Annotated in this window: 15 protein-coding genes; 6 read left to right on the top strand and 9 right to left on the bottom strand. The window is 37.6% G+C overall.

The genetic code is table 11. The features are described 5' to 3' along the window. Positions 1 to 26 precede the first annotated feature (26 nt). On the bottom strand, positions 27 to 1,547 hold the full coding sequence (locus AC06G9_RS08460) for a RagB/SusD family nutrient uptake outer membrane protein (protein ID WP_045753060.1): 1,521 nt from the start codon (positions 1,545 to 1,547) through the stop codon (positions 27 to 29). Positions 1,548 to 1,561: 14 nt separating this feature from the next. After that, positions 1,562 to 4,717: a SusC/RagA family TonB-linked outer membrane protein gene (locus AC06G9_RS08455; protein ID WP_480957875.1), complete on the bottom strand. Its 3,156-nt coding sequence runs from the start codon at positions 4,715 to 4,717 to the stop codon at positions 1,562 to 1,564. 317 nt (positions 4,718 to 5,034) lie between these two features. On the opposite strand from AC06G9_RS08455, the gene AC06G9_RS08450 reads away from it, so the two are divergent. Next, positions 5,035 to 5,862, top strand: a complete 828-nt coding sequence (locus AC06G9_RS08450; RefSeq protein ID WP_480957874.1) for an aminotransferase class IV — start codon at positions 5,035 to 5,037, stop codon at positions 5,860 to 5,862. A 34-nt stretch (positions 5,863 to 5,896) separates the two neighbouring features. On the opposite strand, the gene AC06G9_RS08445 is transcribed toward AC06G9_RS08450, so the two are convergent. Continuing rightward, a complete protein-coding gene (locus AC06G9_RS08445; protein ID WP_480957873.1) occupies positions 5,897 to 7,312 on the bottom strand; it encodes an aminotransferase-like domain-containing protein in 1,416 nt (471 codons plus the stop codon). Positions 7,313 to 7,495: 183 nt separating this feature from the next. Further along, on the bottom strand, positions 7,496 to 7,894 hold the full coding sequence (locus AC06G9_RS08440) for a hypothetical protein (RefSeq protein WP_480957872.1): 399 nt from the start codon (positions 7,892 to 7,894) through the stop codon (positions 7,496 to 7,498). A gap of 269 nt (positions 7,895 to 8,163) precedes the next feature. On the opposite strand from AC06G9_RS08440, the gene AC06G9_RS08435 reads away from it, so the two are divergent. After that, on the top strand, positions 8,164 to 9,231 hold the full coding sequence (locus tag AC06G9_RS08435; RefSeq protein WP_346731851.1) for a DUF6688 domain-containing protein: 1,068 nt from the start codon (positions 8,164 to 8,166) through the stop codon (positions 9,229 to 9,231). Positions 9,232 to 9,303: 72 nt separating this feature from the next. Here the strand turns inward: AC06G9_RS08435 and AC06G9_RS08430 are convergent, their stop codons facing one another. Beyond that, positions 9,304 to 11,853, bottom strand: coding sequence for a WG repeat-containing protein (locus AC06G9_RS08430; RefSeq protein ID WP_480957871.1), 2,550 nt, complete (start codon positions 11,851 to 11,853; stop codon positions 9,304 to 9,306). Positions 11,854 to 11,871: 18 nt separating this feature from the next. Next, positions 11,872 to 14,178 (bottom strand): WG repeat-containing protein, encoded by a 2,307-nt coding sequence (locus tag AC06G9_RS08425; protein WP_480957870.1) that lies wholly within the window; start codon positions 14,176 to 14,178, stop codon positions 11,872 to 11,874. 510 nt (positions 14,179 to 14,688) lie between these two features. On the opposite strand from AC06G9_RS08425, the gene AC06G9_RS08420 reads away from it, so the two are divergent. Continuing rightward, positions 14,689 to 15,042, top strand: coding sequence for a bleomycin resistance protein (locus tag AC06G9_RS08420; RefSeq protein ID WP_094771599.1), 354 nt, complete (start codon positions 14,689 to 14,691; stop codon positions 15,040 to 15,042). 98 nt (positions 15,043 to 15,140) lie between these two features. Here AC06G9_RS08420 and AC06G9_RS08415 read toward each other — a convergent pair whose 3' ends face one another. Beyond that, positions 15,141 to 15,374, bottom strand: coding sequence for a hypothetical protein (locus AC06G9_RS08415; RefSeq protein ID WP_094771600.1), 234 nt, complete (start codon positions 15,372 to 15,374; stop codon positions 15,141 to 15,143). Between the two features lie 217 nt (positions 15,375 to 15,591). After that, the gene (locus AC06G9_RS08410) at positions 15,592 to 16,425 is read right to left on the bottom strand and encodes an AraC family transcriptional regulator (protein WP_281047332.1); all 834 of its coding nucleotides are present in this window, start codon (positions 16,423 to 16,425) and stop codon (positions 15,592 to 15,594) included. An 83-nt stretch (positions 16,426 to 16,508) separates the two neighbouring features. Here AC06G9_RS08410 and AC06G9_RS08405 point away from each other — a divergent pair, with 83 nt between their 5' ends. Genes AC06G9_RS08405 through AC06G9_RS08395 form a run of 3 tightly spaced genes read left to right on the top strand, consistent with a single transcriptional unit; the run spans position 16,509 to position 19,023 of the window. Beyond that, positions 16,509 to 17,456, top strand: a complete 948-nt coding sequence (locus AC06G9_RS08405) for an NADP-dependent oxidoreductase (protein WP_094771601.1) — start codon at positions 16,509 to 16,511, stop codon at positions 17,454 to 17,456. 11 nt (positions 17,457 to 17,467) lie between these two features. Continuing rightward, a complete protein-coding gene (locus AC06G9_RS08400; protein WP_480957869.1) occupies positions 17,468 to 18,418 on the top strand; it encodes an alpha/beta hydrolase in 951 nt (316 codons plus the stop codon). Then, on the top strand, positions 18,415 to 19,023 hold the full coding sequence (locus AC06G9_RS08395) for an NAD(P)H-dependent oxidoreductase (protein ID WP_480957868.1): 609 nt from the start codon (positions 18,415 to 18,417) through the stop codon (positions 19,021 to 19,023). The genes AC06G9_RS08400 and AC06G9_RS08395 overlap by 4 nt, the downstream gene beginning before the upstream one ends. A 23-nt stretch (positions 19,024 to 19,046) precedes the next feature. Here the strand turns inward: AC06G9_RS08395 and AC06G9_RS08390 are convergent, their stop codons facing one another. Next, a complete protein-coding gene (locus AC06G9_RS08390; RefSeq protein WP_480957867.1) occupies positions 19,047 to 19,817 on the bottom strand; it encodes a hypothetical protein in 771 nt (256 codons plus the stop codon). Between the last annotated feature and the right edge of the window lie 36 nt (positions 19,818 to 19,853).

The raw sequence follows: 19,853 nt of genomic DNA, 5'->3' as shown, positions 1-19,853 counted from the left end.
TGATCATAAGAATAGTTTGTCACTATTTAATATCCTGTATTTTGATACATTTTTTCAGGATTTAACTTATACTCGTCAAATGGTATCGGATAAAAGCGATCCTTAATCGTAATATTGGATAATTTGGCATTGCCATAGTCGGCCTGACTCTTCTTTTTAAAATAATCGACCAGTCCATTTGCATCATAATTGCGGATGAGGTCAAACCATCTGTGGTTTTCAAAGGCTAGTTCAACACGGCGCTCATGCAAAATAGCATCTTTCAATGTCGGGTATTTGGCTGCGTAACTGGCATTAGTCCTTGAAACTGCATATGATGGTAAGCCTGCCCGAAGTCTAACTTCATCGAGTAAAGCAATGGCTTCTGCATCTTTACCTAAATGCATCTTCACTTCTGCAAGGAGTAACATTACGTCGGCATAACGGATCAGTATCCAGTCATTTCCTCCTCTTCCCTCGGTTCCTGCGGCTTCACTGTTGTCTCTGAATTTGGTGATAAACCAGTCTTTAACTTGTGCATGTTCGGCAAACTTGATCGAAAAGCTTTTGCGCAGATCTTGCTCTTCATAATCTTTTACCAGATCATGCTTCACATTGCCTCCAATACCTGTTGACACAAATTTTGAATTGATATTTTCTCCTCTTGCCTGATTATTACGCGCAATACTTGAACTGTAGTTTTGATCACCTTGCAGATACTGAACTTGCAGCACTAATTCTTTACAGGTACTTTTTTTGCTAACATCAAAAACTTCTGAATAAGGGATCTCGGTAAGCTTTCCGAACGTACGCATTCCGTATGATGCTGCTAAATATTGCTCTGCTTTTTGAAAATTAACTTGTTTATCGCCGGCTAAAGTGGCTCCCATTGTCAGGTAGACTTGTCCTAAAATAGCATTGATGGCTGCTTTGGAGGTACGACCCACAGCATACTGCCACTGCACATTGGGCAGGTTGCTGTTCAGGGCATCAGTCAGATCAGTTACGATCTGCTGGTAAACAGTAGCCTCTTTCTGTCTATAGGCAATTTCGGCAGCTTGCTCTTTGGTCGTGATCTCGACTGTTGACAACGGAATATCACCAAATTTGCGTACCATATGGAAATATAAGAGTCCCCTCACAAACTTGGTCTCAGCAATGTAACGTTCCTTGACTGCATTGTCTGCAAATGTTACGCGGTCGATATTGGACAATAGCGTATTGCAGCGTGCAATGCCATCGTACATCGCTGACCAATGTGTTTTGATATAGGAATTACTCGGTAATATCGAAAAATCATTAAACTGGAAGGGTTCACCTGCATTGGACTGGTTATCATCGCGGCCGGTATTGTCCGAACGCTCTTCGCTATAAAGCGCACTGGACTCGCCGATAGTGCTTCCTAAGCGCAATGCTTGGTATAAACCATTTACAGCTAATAAAACGTCGTTTTCTGACTTGAAATATGCGCCGACTGATACCTCATTGGGATTTTCCTGATTCAAAAATCCTTTGTCACAAGAGGATAGTGCTAGAAGAACGAAGGGTAATAAATATCTTTTTTTCATGATAGTCGATTTTTTTAGAATGTAACTTTTAATCCAAGATTGAATGAACGCACCAAAGGATATAAACCATAATCTACCCCGGGAGTCAGATTACCACGCTGGTTATAGTCGGGCTCTGGATTGTAACCTTTGTATTTGCTAATGGTAAATGGATTGTCTACACTTGCGGATATCCTTATTCCTGAAAGAGATAACTTATTGGCAGTTGCAGTTGGTAAGCTGTAACCCAAGATGATATTGGTCATCCTAAGGAAGGAACCATCTTGTAGGTAAAAAGTAGACAAACGTGTGCTGTTGCTTTGGGTTCCGCCACGTGAGGCACGGTATACTTCGCCGTTGCCCGGATTTGAGGCCGATCTATAGCGTTGCGCCACATCTGCATATTGATTGCCCGAGCCTTCCATATTATACAGGTAGTAATCATAACCATCCAATACTTTATTACCTTGCGATCCATTGAATGAAGCTCTCAAGTCAAAGTTTTTATATCGTGTATTGATCGCAAAACCATAGGTAAAATCAGGATGCGGACTACCGATAATACGTTTGTCTTCATCATTTACTATACCGTTGCCATCTACATCTTCAAAATAAAGATCGCCGGGTTGCATTGGATTGGTTGAACCTGCAGATGGTGCAACACTTTTATAGTTTTCTTCGGTCGCTACTCCCAATACTTTGAAACCGTAGAACATACCGATTGGACTGCCCTCTTGGGTAATATGTGTGATGTATGAACGCTCCGCCCCATTGGTCATAATGGTAGATCCTCCACCAAGATCCAGTACTTTATTACGGTTGACATTGATATTGCCACTAATCCCTAAATCAAAGTCTTTTTTACGCACTAAGGCAGCATCGACTTGAAGATCAAATCCTTTGTTCTCAACTTTACTATTGGGCAGATTGGTCAAGATCGTAGTCGCTCCGGATACTGCGGTGATCGGCTGGTTGAACAACATATTGGACGAACGGCTCAAATAAATATTGGTCATGATATTCAAGCGACCTCGGAGAAGTCCTAAATCCAATCCAGCATTGTATTGTGAGGTGGTTTCCCAACCCAATTTCGGGTCACGTAAATCTCCTGGCGCAAGGGCGGTTTCTACTTTATTGCCAATGATCACACCTGTGGGTGAATTGTAGGTGGTGATGGCATTATATTCACCAATATTGTTGTTTCCACTTTTTCCCCAACTTGCTCTTAGTTTCGCCGTTGATCCCTCTCCTAACCATGCATCATAAAAATCTTCTTTGGAGATGGTCCAACCGGCAGAAACGGAAGGAAATGTTCCCCATTTGGTGTTAGGCCCAAACCGAGATGATCCGTCTGTACGAAATGAAGCGGATAGAAAATATTTGGATGCATAGCTGTAATTAACGCGGCTAAAATACGACTGCAGTGTTGTAATTCTTTTGTAAGCGTCTAATAGCTGAAAATTTGATGGATCTGCCCCTTTGTTAGTGATTTCATCGATCGCATCATTCTGAAATCCATTGGCGCGAACAGACATATAGTCGACATCTGTCCTTTGTGCCGAATAGCCTAATAAAGCCGTTACTTGATGCTTATCCGCAAATGTCTTATTATAATTTAACGTGGTCTCGACTAGCTTGTCGATCTCACTACGGGTAGTAGCATCGGCATAAGCGGCGGCTTTTGCAGAATTAGAATAGGGTGCATTATTGCCATTTGAAATACTGGTAGGTCGATAATAATCGTGCTTCTCGTCGTAAGTTGACAAGCCACCGTTTACCTTTAGGTTCAAACCTTCTAAGATGGAGAAATCGGCAAATGCATTATATAACCCGCTTTTTCCGCGTCTATTATTTTTGATCTCAGTGACGTAGGCCAAGGGATTTTCCGGATTTTGGACGCCATAGTTATTGGCCGACAAATCGGCCATTAAAAATTTAGCGAAGCTACCATCTTCATTATAGACAGGTAGTGTAGGTAAATAAATTAATGCGGCCATAGAAGGACTCCTATCATAACGGCCTGTAGTCACTTCGTTGTTATCGTTATAGGTGAAAGATACGTTGGCACCGACAGTAAGCCTTTTGCTCACCTTGGCATCGGTATTGGCTCTGAAGTTAAAAACCTGTTGCCCTGTACCCAACATAATACCTTGCTGATCTTGATAGGAAGTACTTAAAAAATATCTATTTTTATCATTCCCACCATATGCAGATACGTTGTGGCGTTGAAAAGGTGCATTGCGATACAAAGCATCCTGCCAATCCGTATCATATTTTGCTTTCTTAGCCAGACCTGTCGAAAAATTGTAATATTCTTCTGGAATTGAAACCGAACCGGCGTTACTGACACGGGCGACACGATCGGCATTGCTGTCTAAGCGCATATTATCATTCCAAGTCAATCCTTTACCGATGACCAAATCTTTGTAAGCATTATTACGACCATCGATCAACAAGTCGATAAATTCGGCTGAATTTAATAGATCTATCTTTTTTGATAGCTGCCCAAAACCACCTAATACTTCGTAATCTACTTGACTACGCCCCTCTTTACCACGTTTGGTCGTAATGAGGACCACACCTCCTGCCGCTCTGGAACCATAGATCGCGGCAGAAGCAGCATCTTTGAGGATATCGATGGTCTCGATATCATTAGGATTGATATTCAAGTTATTGCCCGACGGATAGCCATCAATAACATATAGCGGATCTGAACCTGCATTGATAGATCCCATACCGCGCACCTTAATTTTAGTTCCCTCATACGGTGCTCCGCTTGTTTGCATGATTTGTACACCGGCTACTTTGCCCACTAAGGCTTGTGAAAGTTTAGGCGATGTCAGGTTGAGCTCTTCAGCTTTTACACTTGCAATCGCTCCTGTTACATCAGATTTACGGATTTTTTGGTAACCAATGGATACCATCACCTCCTCGAGCTGCTGGCCTTCTGAAACCAATTTGATCTGAAATCCACTTAAAGTAGTAACGGTATGCTGCGCTGTGGCGTAGCCAATAAACCGTATAGAAATGGTGTCTCCTACTTTTCCTTCCAGCACAAATTTACCGTTCTGGTCGGTCTGATAATCTTGTTGGGTGCGTAGATTACGGACGGTAGCTCCGCTAATGGGCTGACCATCTGCATCGAGCACAGTTCCGGATAGCTGCTGTTGAATATTCAGTTCGCTTTTCAACAAGGCTATTCTTAAATTGCTTGCTTCTGTAGGTAGAGAGTGGCATGTAAGTGGTAATAACAGCCACAATAGTCTAGATGATTTAAAGTACATGAGTTTTGCCTTTACAAATAAGATTGATTAGCGGCAAAGCTATAAGTTGATTGTTAAGTGAGGATTACCCCAAGCTTATGAAATGATTAACAAAGGCATGATTGGCTGCATGCTCAACAATAGCCTTAATAGAAAAGATTAGTGGTAAGTAAACTTTTCAAACTTGCTTTTCCATATTGGATTGCCTAGGTTTGTTTCCGCAAAACATTTAATACAAAAAGGATATGCAAACTCCCTATATTATTTTTAACGGAAAACTCATTTCGGAAAATGAAGCTCAACTCGCCATCAGTGATCTAGCTATCGTTCGCGGATACGGTATCTTTGATTTTTTCAAAACGGTAAATAGACTCCCTATATTTTTGGAAGATAATCTGGATCGTTTTTATCAATCTGCATATCTCATGGATCTTCCTGTTAATTATGCTCGGGAGGCAATCAAAACATGCATAGACACGTTGATACAAGCTAACAATATGCCGGACTCTGGGATTAAGCTGCTATTGACTGGTGGCTATAGTCCCGATGGCTATAGCATAGCAGAACCCAACTTCATTATCAGCCAACAACCATTAAAAAGAAATGTCATTTTGGAAGAGAAAGGATTAAAGCTACTTCCTTTTACCTATCATCGTCCCTTTAGTCAGGTCAAATCCATCGACTATGTCATGGGGATACAAGCTTTAAAAGTAGCAAAATCAAAAGGTGCTGACGATGTGGTCTATATGCAAAATGGCTTTATATCAGAATGTCCTCGTGCCAATTTCTTTTTGATCAGTCATGAGGGTAAGTTATTGACCGCAGCGGAAGATGTTCTTCAAGGTATTACGCGTAAGAAAATCATTGATCTAGCAAAAAATATCATGGAGGTAGAAGTGCGAGATATTAGCATCTCCGATCTGGAAAATGCGGCGGAAGCTTTTATAAGTTCGACCACTAAAAATATTACTCCCGTCACGTCGCTGCTGGGATATCAAGATTTTGCTCCACAAGCTGGACCTATCACCAAACAGTTGCAAGAGCTTTTACAAGATTTGATTTATAAACAATAACAGGTTTACGGCAACGTAATTGATTACTGATCAATCAAATGGAATTTTTGACAATTTTGCCTAAACATTTCAAATCAGCATAAATCCGTTCGTTCCAACCTAAAGCAAAGTTGAGTCGCATACAGTTGTGATAACGATCTTGGAGGGTAAACATTCTACCGGGAGCAAAGCTAATTTGATGACGCATAGCGGTATCATATAATGCTGCGGTATCAACTCTTTTATCTAACTCAAGCCAAAGCACAAAGCCTCCTTGTGGCTGACCTATTTTAGTATTGTCAGGAAAATATTCCTCGATAGCTTGTTGATATTGCAGGCAATTTGCGTAGAGTTTGTTTCTAAACTGATGCAGATGATGGTCATACCTGCCGTGCTCCATAAAATCGGCTATCACTTCTTGATAGAGTATAGGGGTAGAAATCGTCTGTAGAAGTTTCTGACGAATGATCTTACTCTTAAACTTTCCGGGAGCAACCCAGCCTACTCGATAACCTGGTGCTAGTGTTTTGGAAAAAGAGCCACACCACATGACTATTCCCTCTTCATCATACGCTTTACAAGGCTTTGGTCTAGTGGTTCCAAAGTATAGATTGCCATAAAGATCATCTTCAATTAATGGAATATTATGCTCGTTGAGTAATTTAACCAGTTGTATTTTATGATCTTCTGGCATCAAGCTTCCTAATGGGTTGCTAAAATTTGCTGTAAAACAACACACATTTATACGTGGCAGATACTTTCTCAATGCATCCATATCAATGCCATTAAGCGGATGTGCAGGTATCTCAATGACCTGTAGACCCAAAGATTTAGCAACCTGTATCGTTCCAAAATACACCGGAGTTTCAATCGCTATGGTATCGCCTGGTTTTGTGACAGCAAGCAAGCAGTTAAAAATGGCATTCATAGCACCAGATGTCGTTACTAAATCATCTTCCGTAAGCTGCCCTTCAAATTCCATACTCCATTTGGCAACACTTCTCCTCAGATTGACACTTCCTTGAGCAGGTTCATAACTTGTCCCTCCATCATCAAGTTTCCTAATCATATGGATCACTCCTTTATTAAGCTTGGCAATAGGAAGCATACTTTGCGCCGGAACACCAAGGGAAAATTGAGTGACCTCTTTATTTTTTAAGGAATTATAAACTTTATCGATAAGATCTTCAGGCTGCTTTTCGCCACCTGATGACGACAACATGCCCACAGATGGAAGAGAAAATCTTCGTTGTGAAGTTTTACTGACATAATAACCAAGGCGTGGTCTAGAGTTGATCAGCGATTTGCTCTCCAATTCGAGAAAAGCTTGTTTAACGGTATTGATACTCACATGATACATCTTCTGTACGGTACGTATAGAAGGAAGTTTTTCTCCCAGTTTTAACGTACCATTGAAGATCTGTTCTTCAATAATGTTTGCAATCTTTACATATAAGACTTCCTTCTTCATGGCTTTAACTATATGATAACAATATATTTTTTAGTGATGCTATGTTCTTCAAGATCGATTTGATTATACGTTAACATGGGATACTAAACCTCCAATGTAATCATTTTTAGAGCTCCAATGATCAATTTTAAAAAATCCAATCCATGCGCAATTAGAACTGCTTTTTAAAGTTACAAACAACATTTAAAGATTCAACCAGTAAATAAGCCTCTCAATAGCTGATGTCAATCTAAGAAGTTGCTGTTCGCCATCCTCAAATGCCTGATTAAAATTATTTTTTGCTTTTGTAATTAATGCGTCTTGAAATTCATGTCGATGGGTCTCATCGAAGAAAATACAATTTATTTCCACTTGATGATAGGGATTGACAATTGCTGCTGCATAAGCAACAACCTGTTTAGCTTCTAGTAAAACAGCTAACGGTAACCCAAAGTCTATGGTTAACTGTTCTACCGAATTTACATGCTCTCTAGATGAATTTTGATTAACACGTTGCTTATATAAAGAAACAACAGAACGGAGTTCAGATAGATATAAATTTTCCAATTTAAAATCTTCAAAATTGTTGACTTTCATGCTCATATCATATTCGTGAACGGCAAATTTAAAGAACGATATGTATGGGATACAGATACAGAAACACAATTTTTTAGGGGTACAATAAATATATATTGCCAATTTTAATACGAGTGGTAATCTCTTTTAATTCTTGATTCGAAAACAGTATTTTTAAGGTATAAATAAGAGGTCATTATCATAAAATGGGACATTTAACATCAAGATATAAACGGAAATTTACATCATAAATTCATTGTACAAACTAACTTTAAAAATAATTCACTTCAAAACTAATGGAAATCTTTATTATACTATCTATACTATCAGTTCCAGTAATCGGCTATTTGATTTATAGGCAAATTCGACAACAGGTTAGTACTCCTACAAAAATTGTGGAGTATATATTTATTGTTGCTTTATGCTTATCATTCCTTTTATTCTGTTTTGGGTTGATGATGTACGGATCACATCACACAGAAGCGATAGATATCGTTGACAATGGTTATTCTCCATTTGCTTCGGAACATAGTTTAACCCTCATTTTATTATTTGGAACAGCTCTTTTTGGATCGATAAAACTCTGGTTAAAAGGGAGATCACTACCCCCTTTGTTATTTGTACTAACATTGATTTTTGTCGTCCTTGGTATCATAATTAGTTTTTTTGTATTATTACAGATTTCTTCTAACACGCAATTTTACGATGCTTGGTTGTTTGGCTTTTTACCTGTCACCAACATCATAACGGCTATAACTTTAATTTACAAAGTCATTGCTGAAGAGGCAACGGAAGCTTCAAATAAAACTTATCGGAATAAGTTTCTCAATTACCTGAATCAAAAGATGGCTCATACAGCTCATCAACCCTTGTATGTTATTATTTTGCTGGTACCTATATGGATAATGATAGTGGCTATCCTGATGTTATTTGGACAGGAAGCGGATTCGATATCAAAAGTATTTACGGAAACTACAACCTGGAATTTTTCAACAAAAACTCATCCTCCATTTTTAGATCATAGAGGGCATTATTTATGTACTGTTGCCATATGTGGTGATCCCAAAGTCGTAAAACCACTGCGTTTAGGAAAAAGACATGGGTATGAAATCGTTGTAAACAGACAGTTGCTCATTGCTAATGCTTTTGAAGAATTGATCTCGGAAAGTTGGCCTGCGGCACATAAAATCATAAGAGGGTTGTACGATAAATACGGTTACCCTTTGTCTAAAAAGGTCACGTCCGTGGAAAGATCAAACTTGGTATATAGATTAATGAAACCCCTAGAATATTTTTTTCTCTTATGTCTGTACTTGTATAGTGAAAAACCTGAAGAAAAAATTGCCAGGCAATATCAAAGCTAGATCAATAAATTAAATAGAAAACGACAAAGAGATGCAAAACTTTATAAAATAAATAGGGTGGTGGGGTTGAACCTACTTTACTCCTAACTGAAAAGGAAGCAAATCTCCATTTTTTAATATATATCTCCAGGTATTATTTCGATAAACGAGTAGAGGAAAAATATCTGAAGGAGTATCTGTATGAGTATCAAAATATGATGGTGCATCAAATAGAATTTCTTCCAACTCCACTGGGATAATAATCTTACCTTGAACATCTGATATTCCAAATTTATTATTTTTTTGAAGCAGGAGATATTGTCCATTCTGAATAGATCGGATTTGGGTATATTCAACGGGAAGCAGTAGCTTACCGCTATGCAAATCCCCAAGACCATAATATTGATCATAGCCATTTACTTTTGGTAATATGACAGCATGATCAAGGAAGAAAGATTCTTGATGGTTTAATCTCGAATTGGTCAGATCATATTCCAAAGGGAATATGATGGTTCCCTTTTTATTGATAAGCCCCATTTTAAACATTAATGCTCTCGGATCCGAATTTTCGGATTGGCATACTAGAGCAGCATTTCCAACAAAATCAAAAGCCCATACATATTGCGGAGCGACAACGATTCGACCTTCTTCATTGATATATCCATAGCCGTTTTCATTATGTAGCAAAGCCATACCATTTTTATATGGCATAATGACGGTCTCCTTACCTGAATTCTGAGGTAAGTACCCTTGTTTTACATATGTTAGGCTATATGATCCTTTCAGCTCCTGATGAGACGTCATATCATAGAGCTTTCCTATTTTATCATCTTCGGACACCAGTAAAACCTGAGATGAATTCATACGATACACAGTATGATAATTTAGTTCTTCATCTTTTAAATTTTCCAGATTCATTAAAAGATAGCTCACTTTATTACCGTTTCTAATCTTTACCAGAGATCTTTTGCTATCGATGGTATCGATCTGCTTGATATCCGCTCCTACTACTTTTGTGCCTTTTAGGTCAAATAAATGACTGATTTGAGTATCAAACTCATCAATTCTTTCATTTTCAGGAATATGCATATTCGCTTTAATATAATCTTGTTTTCCTAAATTTAAGATATCGATACTTTCGTAAATAGCCGGAATCATCTCCTTGTTCAAATCCAAATCATATAGGCCAGTTTTCCCATTCTTTATAAAGGCGATTATATGTTCAGGTCCATGGTATAACTCAGAAATTCCTTCTACATCACTTAATAACAATTGACCGTTTGTATCAAAAAAACTGAACAATTTATTTTTCTCGGCAATCAGGTATTTTTTTTGACGGTCTGGATTTTTAAAATCAAAAAATTGGATATGGTAATATTGAGGATCTAAAAAAGTATTTGTTTGTGGAATGTACAATCCATAAAAAGCTCTTTTCTTAATTTTAAAAATAGCTAATCCATGGCTCCCCGATGAGTAAAAATAGTCATTGACATGTGTTATATCACCATGTTCTATTTTAAAAACGACCTGTCGATTCGGGTTTAAAAGGGAGGTGATCTGTTGCTTCTTAGTAACTAAATAATCATCGTATACTTTGACCTCATCGTATATGTTAGGTAATATTACGGTTCCCTTCAAGTCTACCACTCCTTTTTTATGTTGTTTTGTCGTAATGAGATATTCTCCATAGTAACCGTTAAAAGAATTATCATTAGGAAGTTCAATACGTTCAAATTCAAACGGAATTTTCAACTCACCATCTTGACCATATGCGCCGTAAAGATTGTTTTTTTTGGCAATCAGTAATCCCATGAAGAGTTCAGTATCGACAAATTCCTTTTTGGTAGGAATATGTATAACAAGCGACTTACCCCCTTTTGAAAACGAAGAAATCCAATTATCACTGCGCATACCCATATGATGATGCTCATATTCAAACGGAATCAAGATATGCTCATTCCAATCTATAACACCCCATTTTCCATCTTTTTGTGCATAAAGATAAGACTGACGATGACCACAACCTCCACAATAATCAAAGCCATCGTAACCATTTTTAGTCATTATTTTATTGTGCGACCGACTAAATAAGTACCATTTCCCATGTTGTTTGACGTCAAAATAATCGCCGTCCAAGTAACCAATTTCATCAAAAAAAGGCAATTGCGTTTTATCAACAAATAATAAACTTACTTTACCATCACGTTTTATTTTCCAAAAATCACGAAATTGAATATCTATATCATCATACTCTGCTTCAAGCAAAACATCACCTTTGTGAGATATGATACCCATTTTTTTGTCTTTTAAATATTTTAGTACAGTTTTGGGAAATAGCTGTGGATGGGCTGCCAACTCCCGTTTATAATCTTCTATTGCATAGGTATCATTAAACTCAATGGAGGTTTCTTCTGCCAGTATAAGGCTATTTCCAAGGGTATCTATATAGTACGTATTATCCTTATCTATTATTTTTGCAAATCCATTTCTAAAGGGTGCCATACGCCTCCCCTCCTGTCCAAACCGATATAACTCGGTCTGTGCTTGGGCTGAAAATACTAAGCCAAAGAATAAAGCAAAATGGAATAAAAAAAGCTTCAAATTCCAGGTACTCTGTGCGCTATTAATTAAGAATAATATCATAAAAATTATTTTTAGAGATTAGTACCGTTTCTCTTTTGATTTAATAGCATATTTCTGTCCGTCTCTACCAACAAAATAATACCATTCTCCTTCCTTTACCAACAGCGGCCATGTTTTATCTTCACCTTCATAATTTCGACGGATCTCATCATACAATGGTTCTACCAAAATTTTACCTGACCAATCAGCCAGTCCATACTTATCGCCTTTTGCAAAAGTAAAATTCAGATATGCACCACCAACTTCGAGATCCTGATATCCAGGACCGAGTATAATCTGCCCATCACGTCTGACCATAATCTGCTGATTCAGTTTACTGAAGATCAATATATCAGATTCTTTACCAGTGGTCAATACCTGTTCATATTCAAAAGGAACTACGATGTTGCCTTTTAAGTCAATCATTCCGCGCTGATATTTAAAGCCTGAGTAATTTTCTTTATCGATGATTTTTTTAGCTGCTATGGCATAACCTTCATAAAAATCATCGACTTGATCGTACTCTTCAAAGCATTTTTCATTTCCCACGGTATCGATAAAAAGATTTCCTTCTTTGACATATATTTTTTTTAAGCCATGATAAAATCTACCATTGGGATATTTTTCATAATTGGGAAAGCGGATCAAATCGTAACTACCATCGGATGTCCAATTGGTATTGGAATACACCAATTTTCCATCCGTATCGGTTAATTGCAAAGATTTATCGTGATGTTCAACCAATAAGAAATGGTCGTTTACTAAACGTATATCTATGACCGTATTGTCGAATGTACAGATCTTATCCTGTCCAATATGATAGATCGAAAACTGGTAGTGATAATTAGAAACTAATTTGCGGACAAGAATAAGATCCTTATTAAAGAGCGTGATTTGTTGTTCATGCGGAGATATCAATACTTTCTTAGTCTGCAAATCAAACAATCCTATTTTTAAAGCATGATGTTCGCCCGCTTTTCCATCTGAAAATGTGATAAAACGTTGCGATATATCAAATTGATTTTCTATTCCCGATGCTGAATATTGGTAACCATCATCGAAACTATAGTGCACCGGTAAGATTTCCATTCCATTTTCATCTACGATTCCTGAGTTTTGATTAGATCCGACTAAGAAAAAAGTCTTCCCGTTATAATAGTGCAACTTGATGTTCTGATATTTCCCCAATGGAATAATGGTTTTTCCATCCCAGTTACAGATACCTGTTTTTCCATTTTTAGTCACTTCAAAAAAATATGGAGCTTGCTCAATCTGGACTTCATAAGCTAATCTTTGCTTGACTTGTTCCGTTATATTTGCGTCAAAAATAAGATCAGACATCCCGATCACTGGACTGAAACTGTATCTATGATTCCCATTGGCAGCTAATACGCGGATCTCCTCATAATCAAAAGGCAAAATTGTCTTACCGTTGATATCAATAACGCCATAACCACTTGCTTTTTTTGCTATTCCAAGGTTTCTAATAAATGAATCCAGCTGTTCAAATTCATTTTTTATGATTACTTTTTTGGAAATTGGATCAACAACACCATAATGATTTCCCTGTTTAAAAATCAACCATTTAGAACCGTCAATGATTTTGTAATCCGTATATCCAGAAAGCAATACGTTGCCATTGGTATCCATGAGATCAAGTTGTGTACCTTTTTTCCCCTTAATATAGGTCTGTCCATCCCCTTTGATGTACTGGAGATGACTATCATACTCGACAGGTACGATGAGCTCACCATTTATCTTGGCCAACCCACTTTTATCGTGTGTGCGTATCTCCACAAACTCATCAGACAAGGAACTTGTTATATACTCATATTGAGGTCTTTGCAAAATTTGACCATTAAGAGCGGAAACCCATCCCCACAGATGATCATCAGCAACACCAATAATATTTTTATTAATTACTTCAGCTTTCTGAAATTGGACCGGAACAATAATTTTCCCATTTTCATCAGCAACTCCGGTCTTTCCATTCTTTTTTAGCACAAGGTATTTATAATCGTATTGCTTTCCCTTATGCCACTGTCCATCATAAGCTGTAGCAAGTTCGATCTCATCATACGCTATAGGAACAATCAGATCTCCATCTTCGTTTAGCACGCCATAATAACCATCCTTAATCACAACAAACAAATCTGCCGCGTGCTCTTCTACATCATCTATCCAATGATTGCCTGCTAAATGATAAAAAAAATCCTTCTTTTCTTTTTTAACTTTGATTAGTGGTGAAATGGACCGCTCAAAGCCCATTGATTCTACGATCTGAACAGTTTGTGAATATCCAAAAAAAGGTAATAGCAGAAAGAAGATAGGAAGAAGATGTTTCATGAACCTCAAGATTTTCTCAAATATCTTAATTATAATGTTGTAAATATCTCCCTGAATACCGCTAGTTTTAAGCTGAATATTTGATTCAATTGAATGTCTATCCGTTACTTCATGTCTTAAAGCGCTCATGTTTTCAGCAACATGTTCCTATAATCAACCCTATCATTATGCTTGAACTCCTATTATGAGCTAAAAAATAGAACATTTATTGGTCAAAATCCTCAATGGAAATAAAAATTAGGTTTAAAAAATGAAATCCATGTTAAAATAATAAAAATAGGTGCTCACTCGTTGATTGAAAATAAATTGTTATTTTTACGTATAAGGTACTGAACATCAATAAGGGCATCGCAAGAAATTTTCAGATACTATTTGTACGATTATAAAGCCTTTTTAAATCTTGAATTTATATTTTAGTACAAAGCAGCATAAAATGCTTTCGCCATTCAATCATGAACAACCTATTCTAAAAAATTTAGAATTCTTGAAAAACTTAAACTGAATTTTAATATGCTACTAGAAATAAACCCAAAGTTACCCATGAGAGATAAGCCGGTAACAGCTGACTATTACATCAACAAACTCGGTTTTCAAACTTTTGGAAATGAATTTGAGGATTATTTAATGGTCTATAAGGATCAGATCCAGATTCATTTTTTTAAGTTTACAGATCTTGATCCTAAAGAAAACTATGGTCAGGTATATATTAGGACGGATGATATAGATGCTGTTTACCAGACCTTATTGGATAACCACATTGCCATCCACCCAAATGGTCATTTAGCAGTGAAGCCTTGGGGACAAAAAGAATTTTCTTTGCTCGATCCCGATAACAATTTACTGACTTTTGGACAGCAGATTTAACTTAATTCACATCAAGTCAATCAGATCTATTATTCTTCAAACGATAATATACCAGTCAGCATACATAAAATTAAATACTGACTGGTATAAGTTTGTGATTAATCTTCGTGGTCTTCTCCCACTAGTGAAAACTTGATTGACTTTTGAGGATAATCATCAAAACTTTTTCTACTGGAATTACCAATTATTTTTTTTAGACTAACTTTATCTCCTAATCTAAACTGATCTTCTACCAATTGATAGTCCAATAAATATGGTCCACAATAGTAATTACCTTTTTCGTCTTGCTCGATTATTCCTTGATATAGCCCTTTTTTTGTTTCTCTTGGCATGTTATTATATTTATGGGACAAAGATACAAAGACTAAAACAATTTAGACAATTAACGTAAAAGATAATGATAAAAGAGATAACTGGATCGTAAAACCAAAGTATTAGCGGGATGTCCTCTATTATGAACTTCACGCTCCAGGTGTACGAACCCATCTATTCGTATACAGATCATCAACGCATGAAGCTTAATCAACATGAAGCTGCCTCCAATTGCTTTTAAGAAAGGGATGCTTCCCTATATTTTTTTAGACTGATACCATGATGACGCTTAAAGAACTTATTGATATGACTTTCATCAGCAAATCCAAATTCATCTGCGATTTCATGCACTCTTTTATCACTAAACCGCAATCGATGTTCGATCAAGCGAATCCGATAGGAAGAGATATACTGCTGTATAGACTCGTTGCATTCTTTGCGGAAATAGCTGCTTAGATAGGTTGGCGAAAATCCAAATTTCGCAGCAATTACAGCGATGGTAAGGAGCTCGGGCTGTCGTATGTATGCTTGGATATAATCTAATATCTGTAGCGTACGCCTATCCGCATTAGGAGTAAGTTGCTGAGGTTTATTGATGGCTATATTTCGCGCTGCGATAACGATAATAGCATTGACCAGATGTCTGGTCAAATCTTCATTGTAAAGGGATTGATGACTGCATGCCTGTTGTAAACTCTGAATCAACGAATTGACCATATGTTTATCATCATTATTGACTAAAATAGAACCTGATAAATGAGAAGCATAATACAAAAGACATTCGATGTGATCGATGCTTTTCCATTGATATTCTTTGATATAACTTTCTCCGAAACGTACGACCATAAACTCATTATTTCCCTCCAAATCAAACCCATGGCAATCATCTGGTGTAATAAGAAATAAGTCTCCCGGAAAATAGTCAAATTTATTTCCATTGACACTGTGCTTTCCTTTACCAGAAATAACATACACCAGCTCAAAGAAATTAAATTGTCTGTCACGCAGCGGACATACCGTTACGTTTTCATAAAAGACTTCAAGGGATTGATAGATATTTTCTTTTGCCATAATGCAAAGATACCCAAATAACACTTAAATGTACCTGTTTTTATCCATTTTTTCAGTCTATTTTTGTTGTTCAAGAATAATATATGAAAGCAATTGTATTGGAAAAATTTGGTGGTGTTGAACATCTTATTGAAAAGAATATTGAAAAACCTTACATCAGACCGGATGAGGTGCTGATCCAGGTGAAGGCGATCGGTATCAATCCTGTCGATGTTAAAGTTAGAAGTTATGATGCTCCGCTTGCTGACATGTTATCACAATATGATCCTCTAATTTTAGGTTGGGATATTTCGGGAGTCATTGTTGAAATTGGAAATGCGGTTACCAATTTTCAAATTGGAGATGAAGTTTTTGGTCTGATCAACTTTGTCGGTCATGGCAGAGGGTATGCGGAATATGTAGCGGCTCCCGAAGGGCATCTTGCACGAAAACCGCAACAAATCAGTCATATTGAAGCTGCTGCAACCCCTTTAGCTGCATTGACAGCTTGGCAAGCATTTCATTCCTACGGAAAACTAAGGCCCCATGACCGGGTTCTTATCCATGCCGCATCAGGTGGTGTAGGTCATTTTGCTGTACAGATCGCAAAATATCTCCAAGCTTACGTCATCACAACTTCATCGGCATCTAACCGAGATTTTATCATCCAATTGGGAGCAGATGAACATATTGATTACCAAAAAACGGCTTTTGAAGAAGTTCTTTCGGATATTGACTTTGTACTCGAATCGGTCGGTGGCTCAAATTTTCAAAAATCAGTACAAGTATTGAAACCTTTCGGTTCCATTGTCACCCTGCCCTCTGGACATAGTAAAGATGATGAATTAAAGGCGCAGGAAAAACAGCTTCATGCTTGTTATTTTATGTCCGTCTACAGTAGCAGTACGGAGATGCAAAAGATCGCTGACTTATTGGAATCGGGAATACTAAAACCTCATATTGCTCACGTGTTCAATTTTGATGAAATGGCAAAAGCACATGTACAAATTGAAACTGGGAGAACCGTAGGAAAAGTCGTTGTAACCTTATAATAGCAAGAGGAATGAACACAATAGATCAGGAGCTTTTAGCCGTAATTTCGCGTAGTGCTTATGGTGAGATTGATTATGAAACTTTACTGCAACATAATCCGCAAAAAATTAGAGAACAAGAAATGCGGGTATCTCTCTTGGAAGCAGATACCATTATCCCGCCCCAACTGGACATTCAAAACAGGTATATACCGTCTTCTGACAAAGGTAGAAATATCCGTTTACGGACTTACAGATCGAAGGAGAAAAGCAATCTACCGATCTTACTATATTTTCATGGTGGTGCTTTTATCTATGGAACTCCCGAACAGTATGATTTTATATTCTTTCGACTGGCTTCGGATCTGGACTTAATGATTGTTTCTGTCGATTATCGATTAGCTCCCGAACACCCATTTCCTGCGGCTATGGAAGACGGATATGATAGTTTAAAATGGCTCGTTCACCACGCTTCTCAACTTGGTGGAGATCCGAATCGTGTCCTCATTGGAGGCAGCAGTGCTGGAGCCACAATTGCGGCCTCCATCACCCATTTGGCACGGGATAAACAAGAAATAAAAATCAGACATCAGCTTTTACTTTATCCTGCGATGAGTCATTTGCTCAACACAGCTTCAATGGAATCATTGGCGGATGCACCTATGCAAACCAAAAATGCCGCGAAATGGATGTGGAAACATTATCTACCCCATATGGATCAACGGCCTGCCTATGCGGTGCCGCTACTTGAAGAAAATTTCAATCAACTTCCCGATGCTACGATAGTGGTCTGCGAATTTGATCCGCTTAAAGATGAGGGGAAAATGTATGCCGAGAAATTACGACAAGCAGCTGTATCGACGGAGCTTATCGAAATACAAGGAGCGGTGCATGCGTTTGATTTTTTCGAGAGTTCGCTATCAGATGCATTTTATGACCGATTATTGAATGTATTAACAAAAACAGTAAATCAAGATAAATGAAAAAAATAATAGTAGTCAATGGACATCCGGACAGAGAAAGTTTTAACAGTGCTATTGCTCAAACCTATATCCAATCGGCACAAGAAGCTGGCGCTGAAGTTCGATACCTCGCTATAGGGGAATTGGATTTCAATCCAAACTTGCAATTTGGTTATCGGAAAAGGATGGAATTGGAACCTGATTTGGTAAAAGCTCTTGAAGATATCCACTGGAGTAATCATCAAGTATGGATACATCCCATGTGGTGGCTGGGGATGCCGGCTATTATGAAGGGCTTCTTTGACAGAGCATTTCTTCCTGGCCTTACTTTTAAAAGCAACAAAAATGGAATCAGCGAAGGATTATTACAGAACAAGACAGGAAGAATCATCACCACAGCAGGTGATGTATCTCTGGATAGTTATGAAAAAAATTATGGTTCTAGTGGACTTATTCAGTTGAAAACAGGAATTTTGGAATACTGTGGAATATCTGATATAGAAAATAATTTTATTGGACTTCTGTATGAACTGGATGAAAATGATCGCCTCAACTGGCTCATCAAGATCGCTAATTTGGCGAAGATGGATACTGAAAATAAGGCAGCTGAAAGACCTTTATTATAGTTAAGTGGAAGGAGTTGACGCTCCTATCCACCATATATGGCTATCCCCTTTTCTTGTAAGACAAGTCCTTTCCAGGCAAATAATTTATATTGTTTTGAATCCCAATTGCCTTCACTTGATTTTTCTAGTACAATTCCCTTATCGGAATCTGGTAAAAAAATTTCGGCTTTCGAGTTGTCCGCACTGAAAATGATATAGGTTGGATTTCCTTCTACTCGAGCGCCATCTTTTAAAGGATTTAGTTTAGTTTTAAACGAAGCCAAGGTTAAACAGTTTTGCTCTAGTGTAGAATATACTTTTCCATCTTTATACAAGCAAGCATTTTTCTGCTCATCGCAATCCGTTTTAACCAATGGCATATCGGAAGAAAATGTTAAATTGTTGACATCCTTAAAGGTGGTACCATCTGCATTCATATCTCCGTAACCTTCCATAAGCGTATCTTTTTGGACTTGAAATGCTACTTGTCTAACCGACTCTAATCCTTCGGATTGAAAGGTATAATTTGCAACCAACACCCCGTCTTTCACTTGACCAATAAAAGTTCCTGTATTCTTGTCCTTTTCAGCAAAAGCATAGCTTAAATTTCCTTTCACTTCTGCTCCACTTTCAGTAATTTCTAAGGAAACTTTATTTTTGCCATCATTAAAGACATAGCATCCTAAATCAAGTGCCGTACTGGTGTGCTTTGGCACCTCAGATTTAACCTCATGAGCATCAGCTTTTTTCGCATCTTTATTTCTACAGCTTAGCATGGCGAATACGACACAGGATAATATAATCAGCTTTTTCATATTTTTCTATTTTTAATATTTTTATTGCTTTCCCTA

The organism is Sphingobacterium sp. MAE, from assembly GCF_056711605.1.
Note: the sequence above shows the minus strand (reverse complement) of the source record. Positions and strands in the feature narration are given on the sequence as shown.

What these genes read in the sequence shown, in the direction of transcription:
- AC06G9_RS08415 (WP_094771600.1), bottom strand. Translation starts at nt 15,374, where the DNA reads ATGCCAAGAGAAACAAAAAAAGGGCTATATCAAGGAATAATCGAGCAA.
- AC06G9_RS08395 (WP_480957868.1), top strand. Translation starts at nt 18,415, where the DNA reads ATGAAAAAAATAATAGTAGTCAATGGACATCCGGACAGAGAAAGTTTT.
- AC06G9_RS08390 (WP_480957867.1), bottom strand. Translation starts at nt 19,817, where the DNA reads ATGAAAAAGCTGATTATATTATCCTGTGTCGTATTCGCCATGCTAAGC.
- AC06G9_RS08405 (WP_094771601.1), top strand. Translation starts at nt 16,509, where the DNA reads ATGAAAGCAATTGTATTGGAAAAATTTGGTGGTGTTGAACATCTTATT.
- AC06G9_RS08425 (WP_480957870.1), bottom strand. Translation starts at nt 14,178, where the DNA reads ATGAAACATCTTCTTCCTATCTTCTTTCTGCTATTACCTTTTTTTGGA.
- AC06G9_RS08420 (WP_094771599.1), top strand. Translation starts at nt 14,689, where the DNA reads ATGCTACTAGAAATAAACCCAAAGTTACCCATGAGAGATAAGCCGGTA.
- AC06G9_RS08460 (WP_045753060.1), bottom strand. Translation starts at nt 1,547, where the DNA reads ATGAAAAAAAGATATTTATTACCCTTCGTTCTTCTAGCACTATCCTCT.
- AC06G9_RS08400 (WP_480957869.1), top strand. Translation starts at nt 17,468, where the DNA reads ATGAACACAATAGATCAGGAGCTTTTAGCCGTAATTTCGCGTAGTGCT.
- AC06G9_RS08450 (WP_480957874.1), top strand. Translation starts at nt 5,035, where the DNA reads ATGCAAACTCCCTATATTATTTTTAACGGAAAACTCATTTCGGAAAAT.
- AC06G9_RS08430 (WP_480957871.1), bottom strand. Translation starts at nt 11,853, where the DNA reads ATGATATTATTCTTAATTAATAGCGCACAGAGTACCTGGAATTTGAAG.
- AC06G9_RS08445 (WP_480957873.1), bottom strand. Translation starts at nt 7,312, where the DNA reads ATGAAGAAGGAAGTCTTATATGTAAAGATTGCAAACATTATTGAAGAA.
- AC06G9_RS08440 (WP_480957872.1), bottom strand. Translation starts at nt 7,894, where the DNA reads ATGAGCATGAAAGTCAACAATTTTGAAGATTTTAAATTGGAAAATTTA.
- AC06G9_RS08410 (WP_281047332.1), bottom strand. Translation starts at nt 16,425, where the DNA reads ATGGCAAAAGAAAATATCTATCAATCCCTTGAAGTCTTTTATGAAAAC.
- AC06G9_RS08435 (WP_346731851.1), top strand. Translation starts at nt 8,164, where the DNA reads ATGGAAATCTTTATTATACTATCTATACTATCAGTTCCAGTAATCGGC.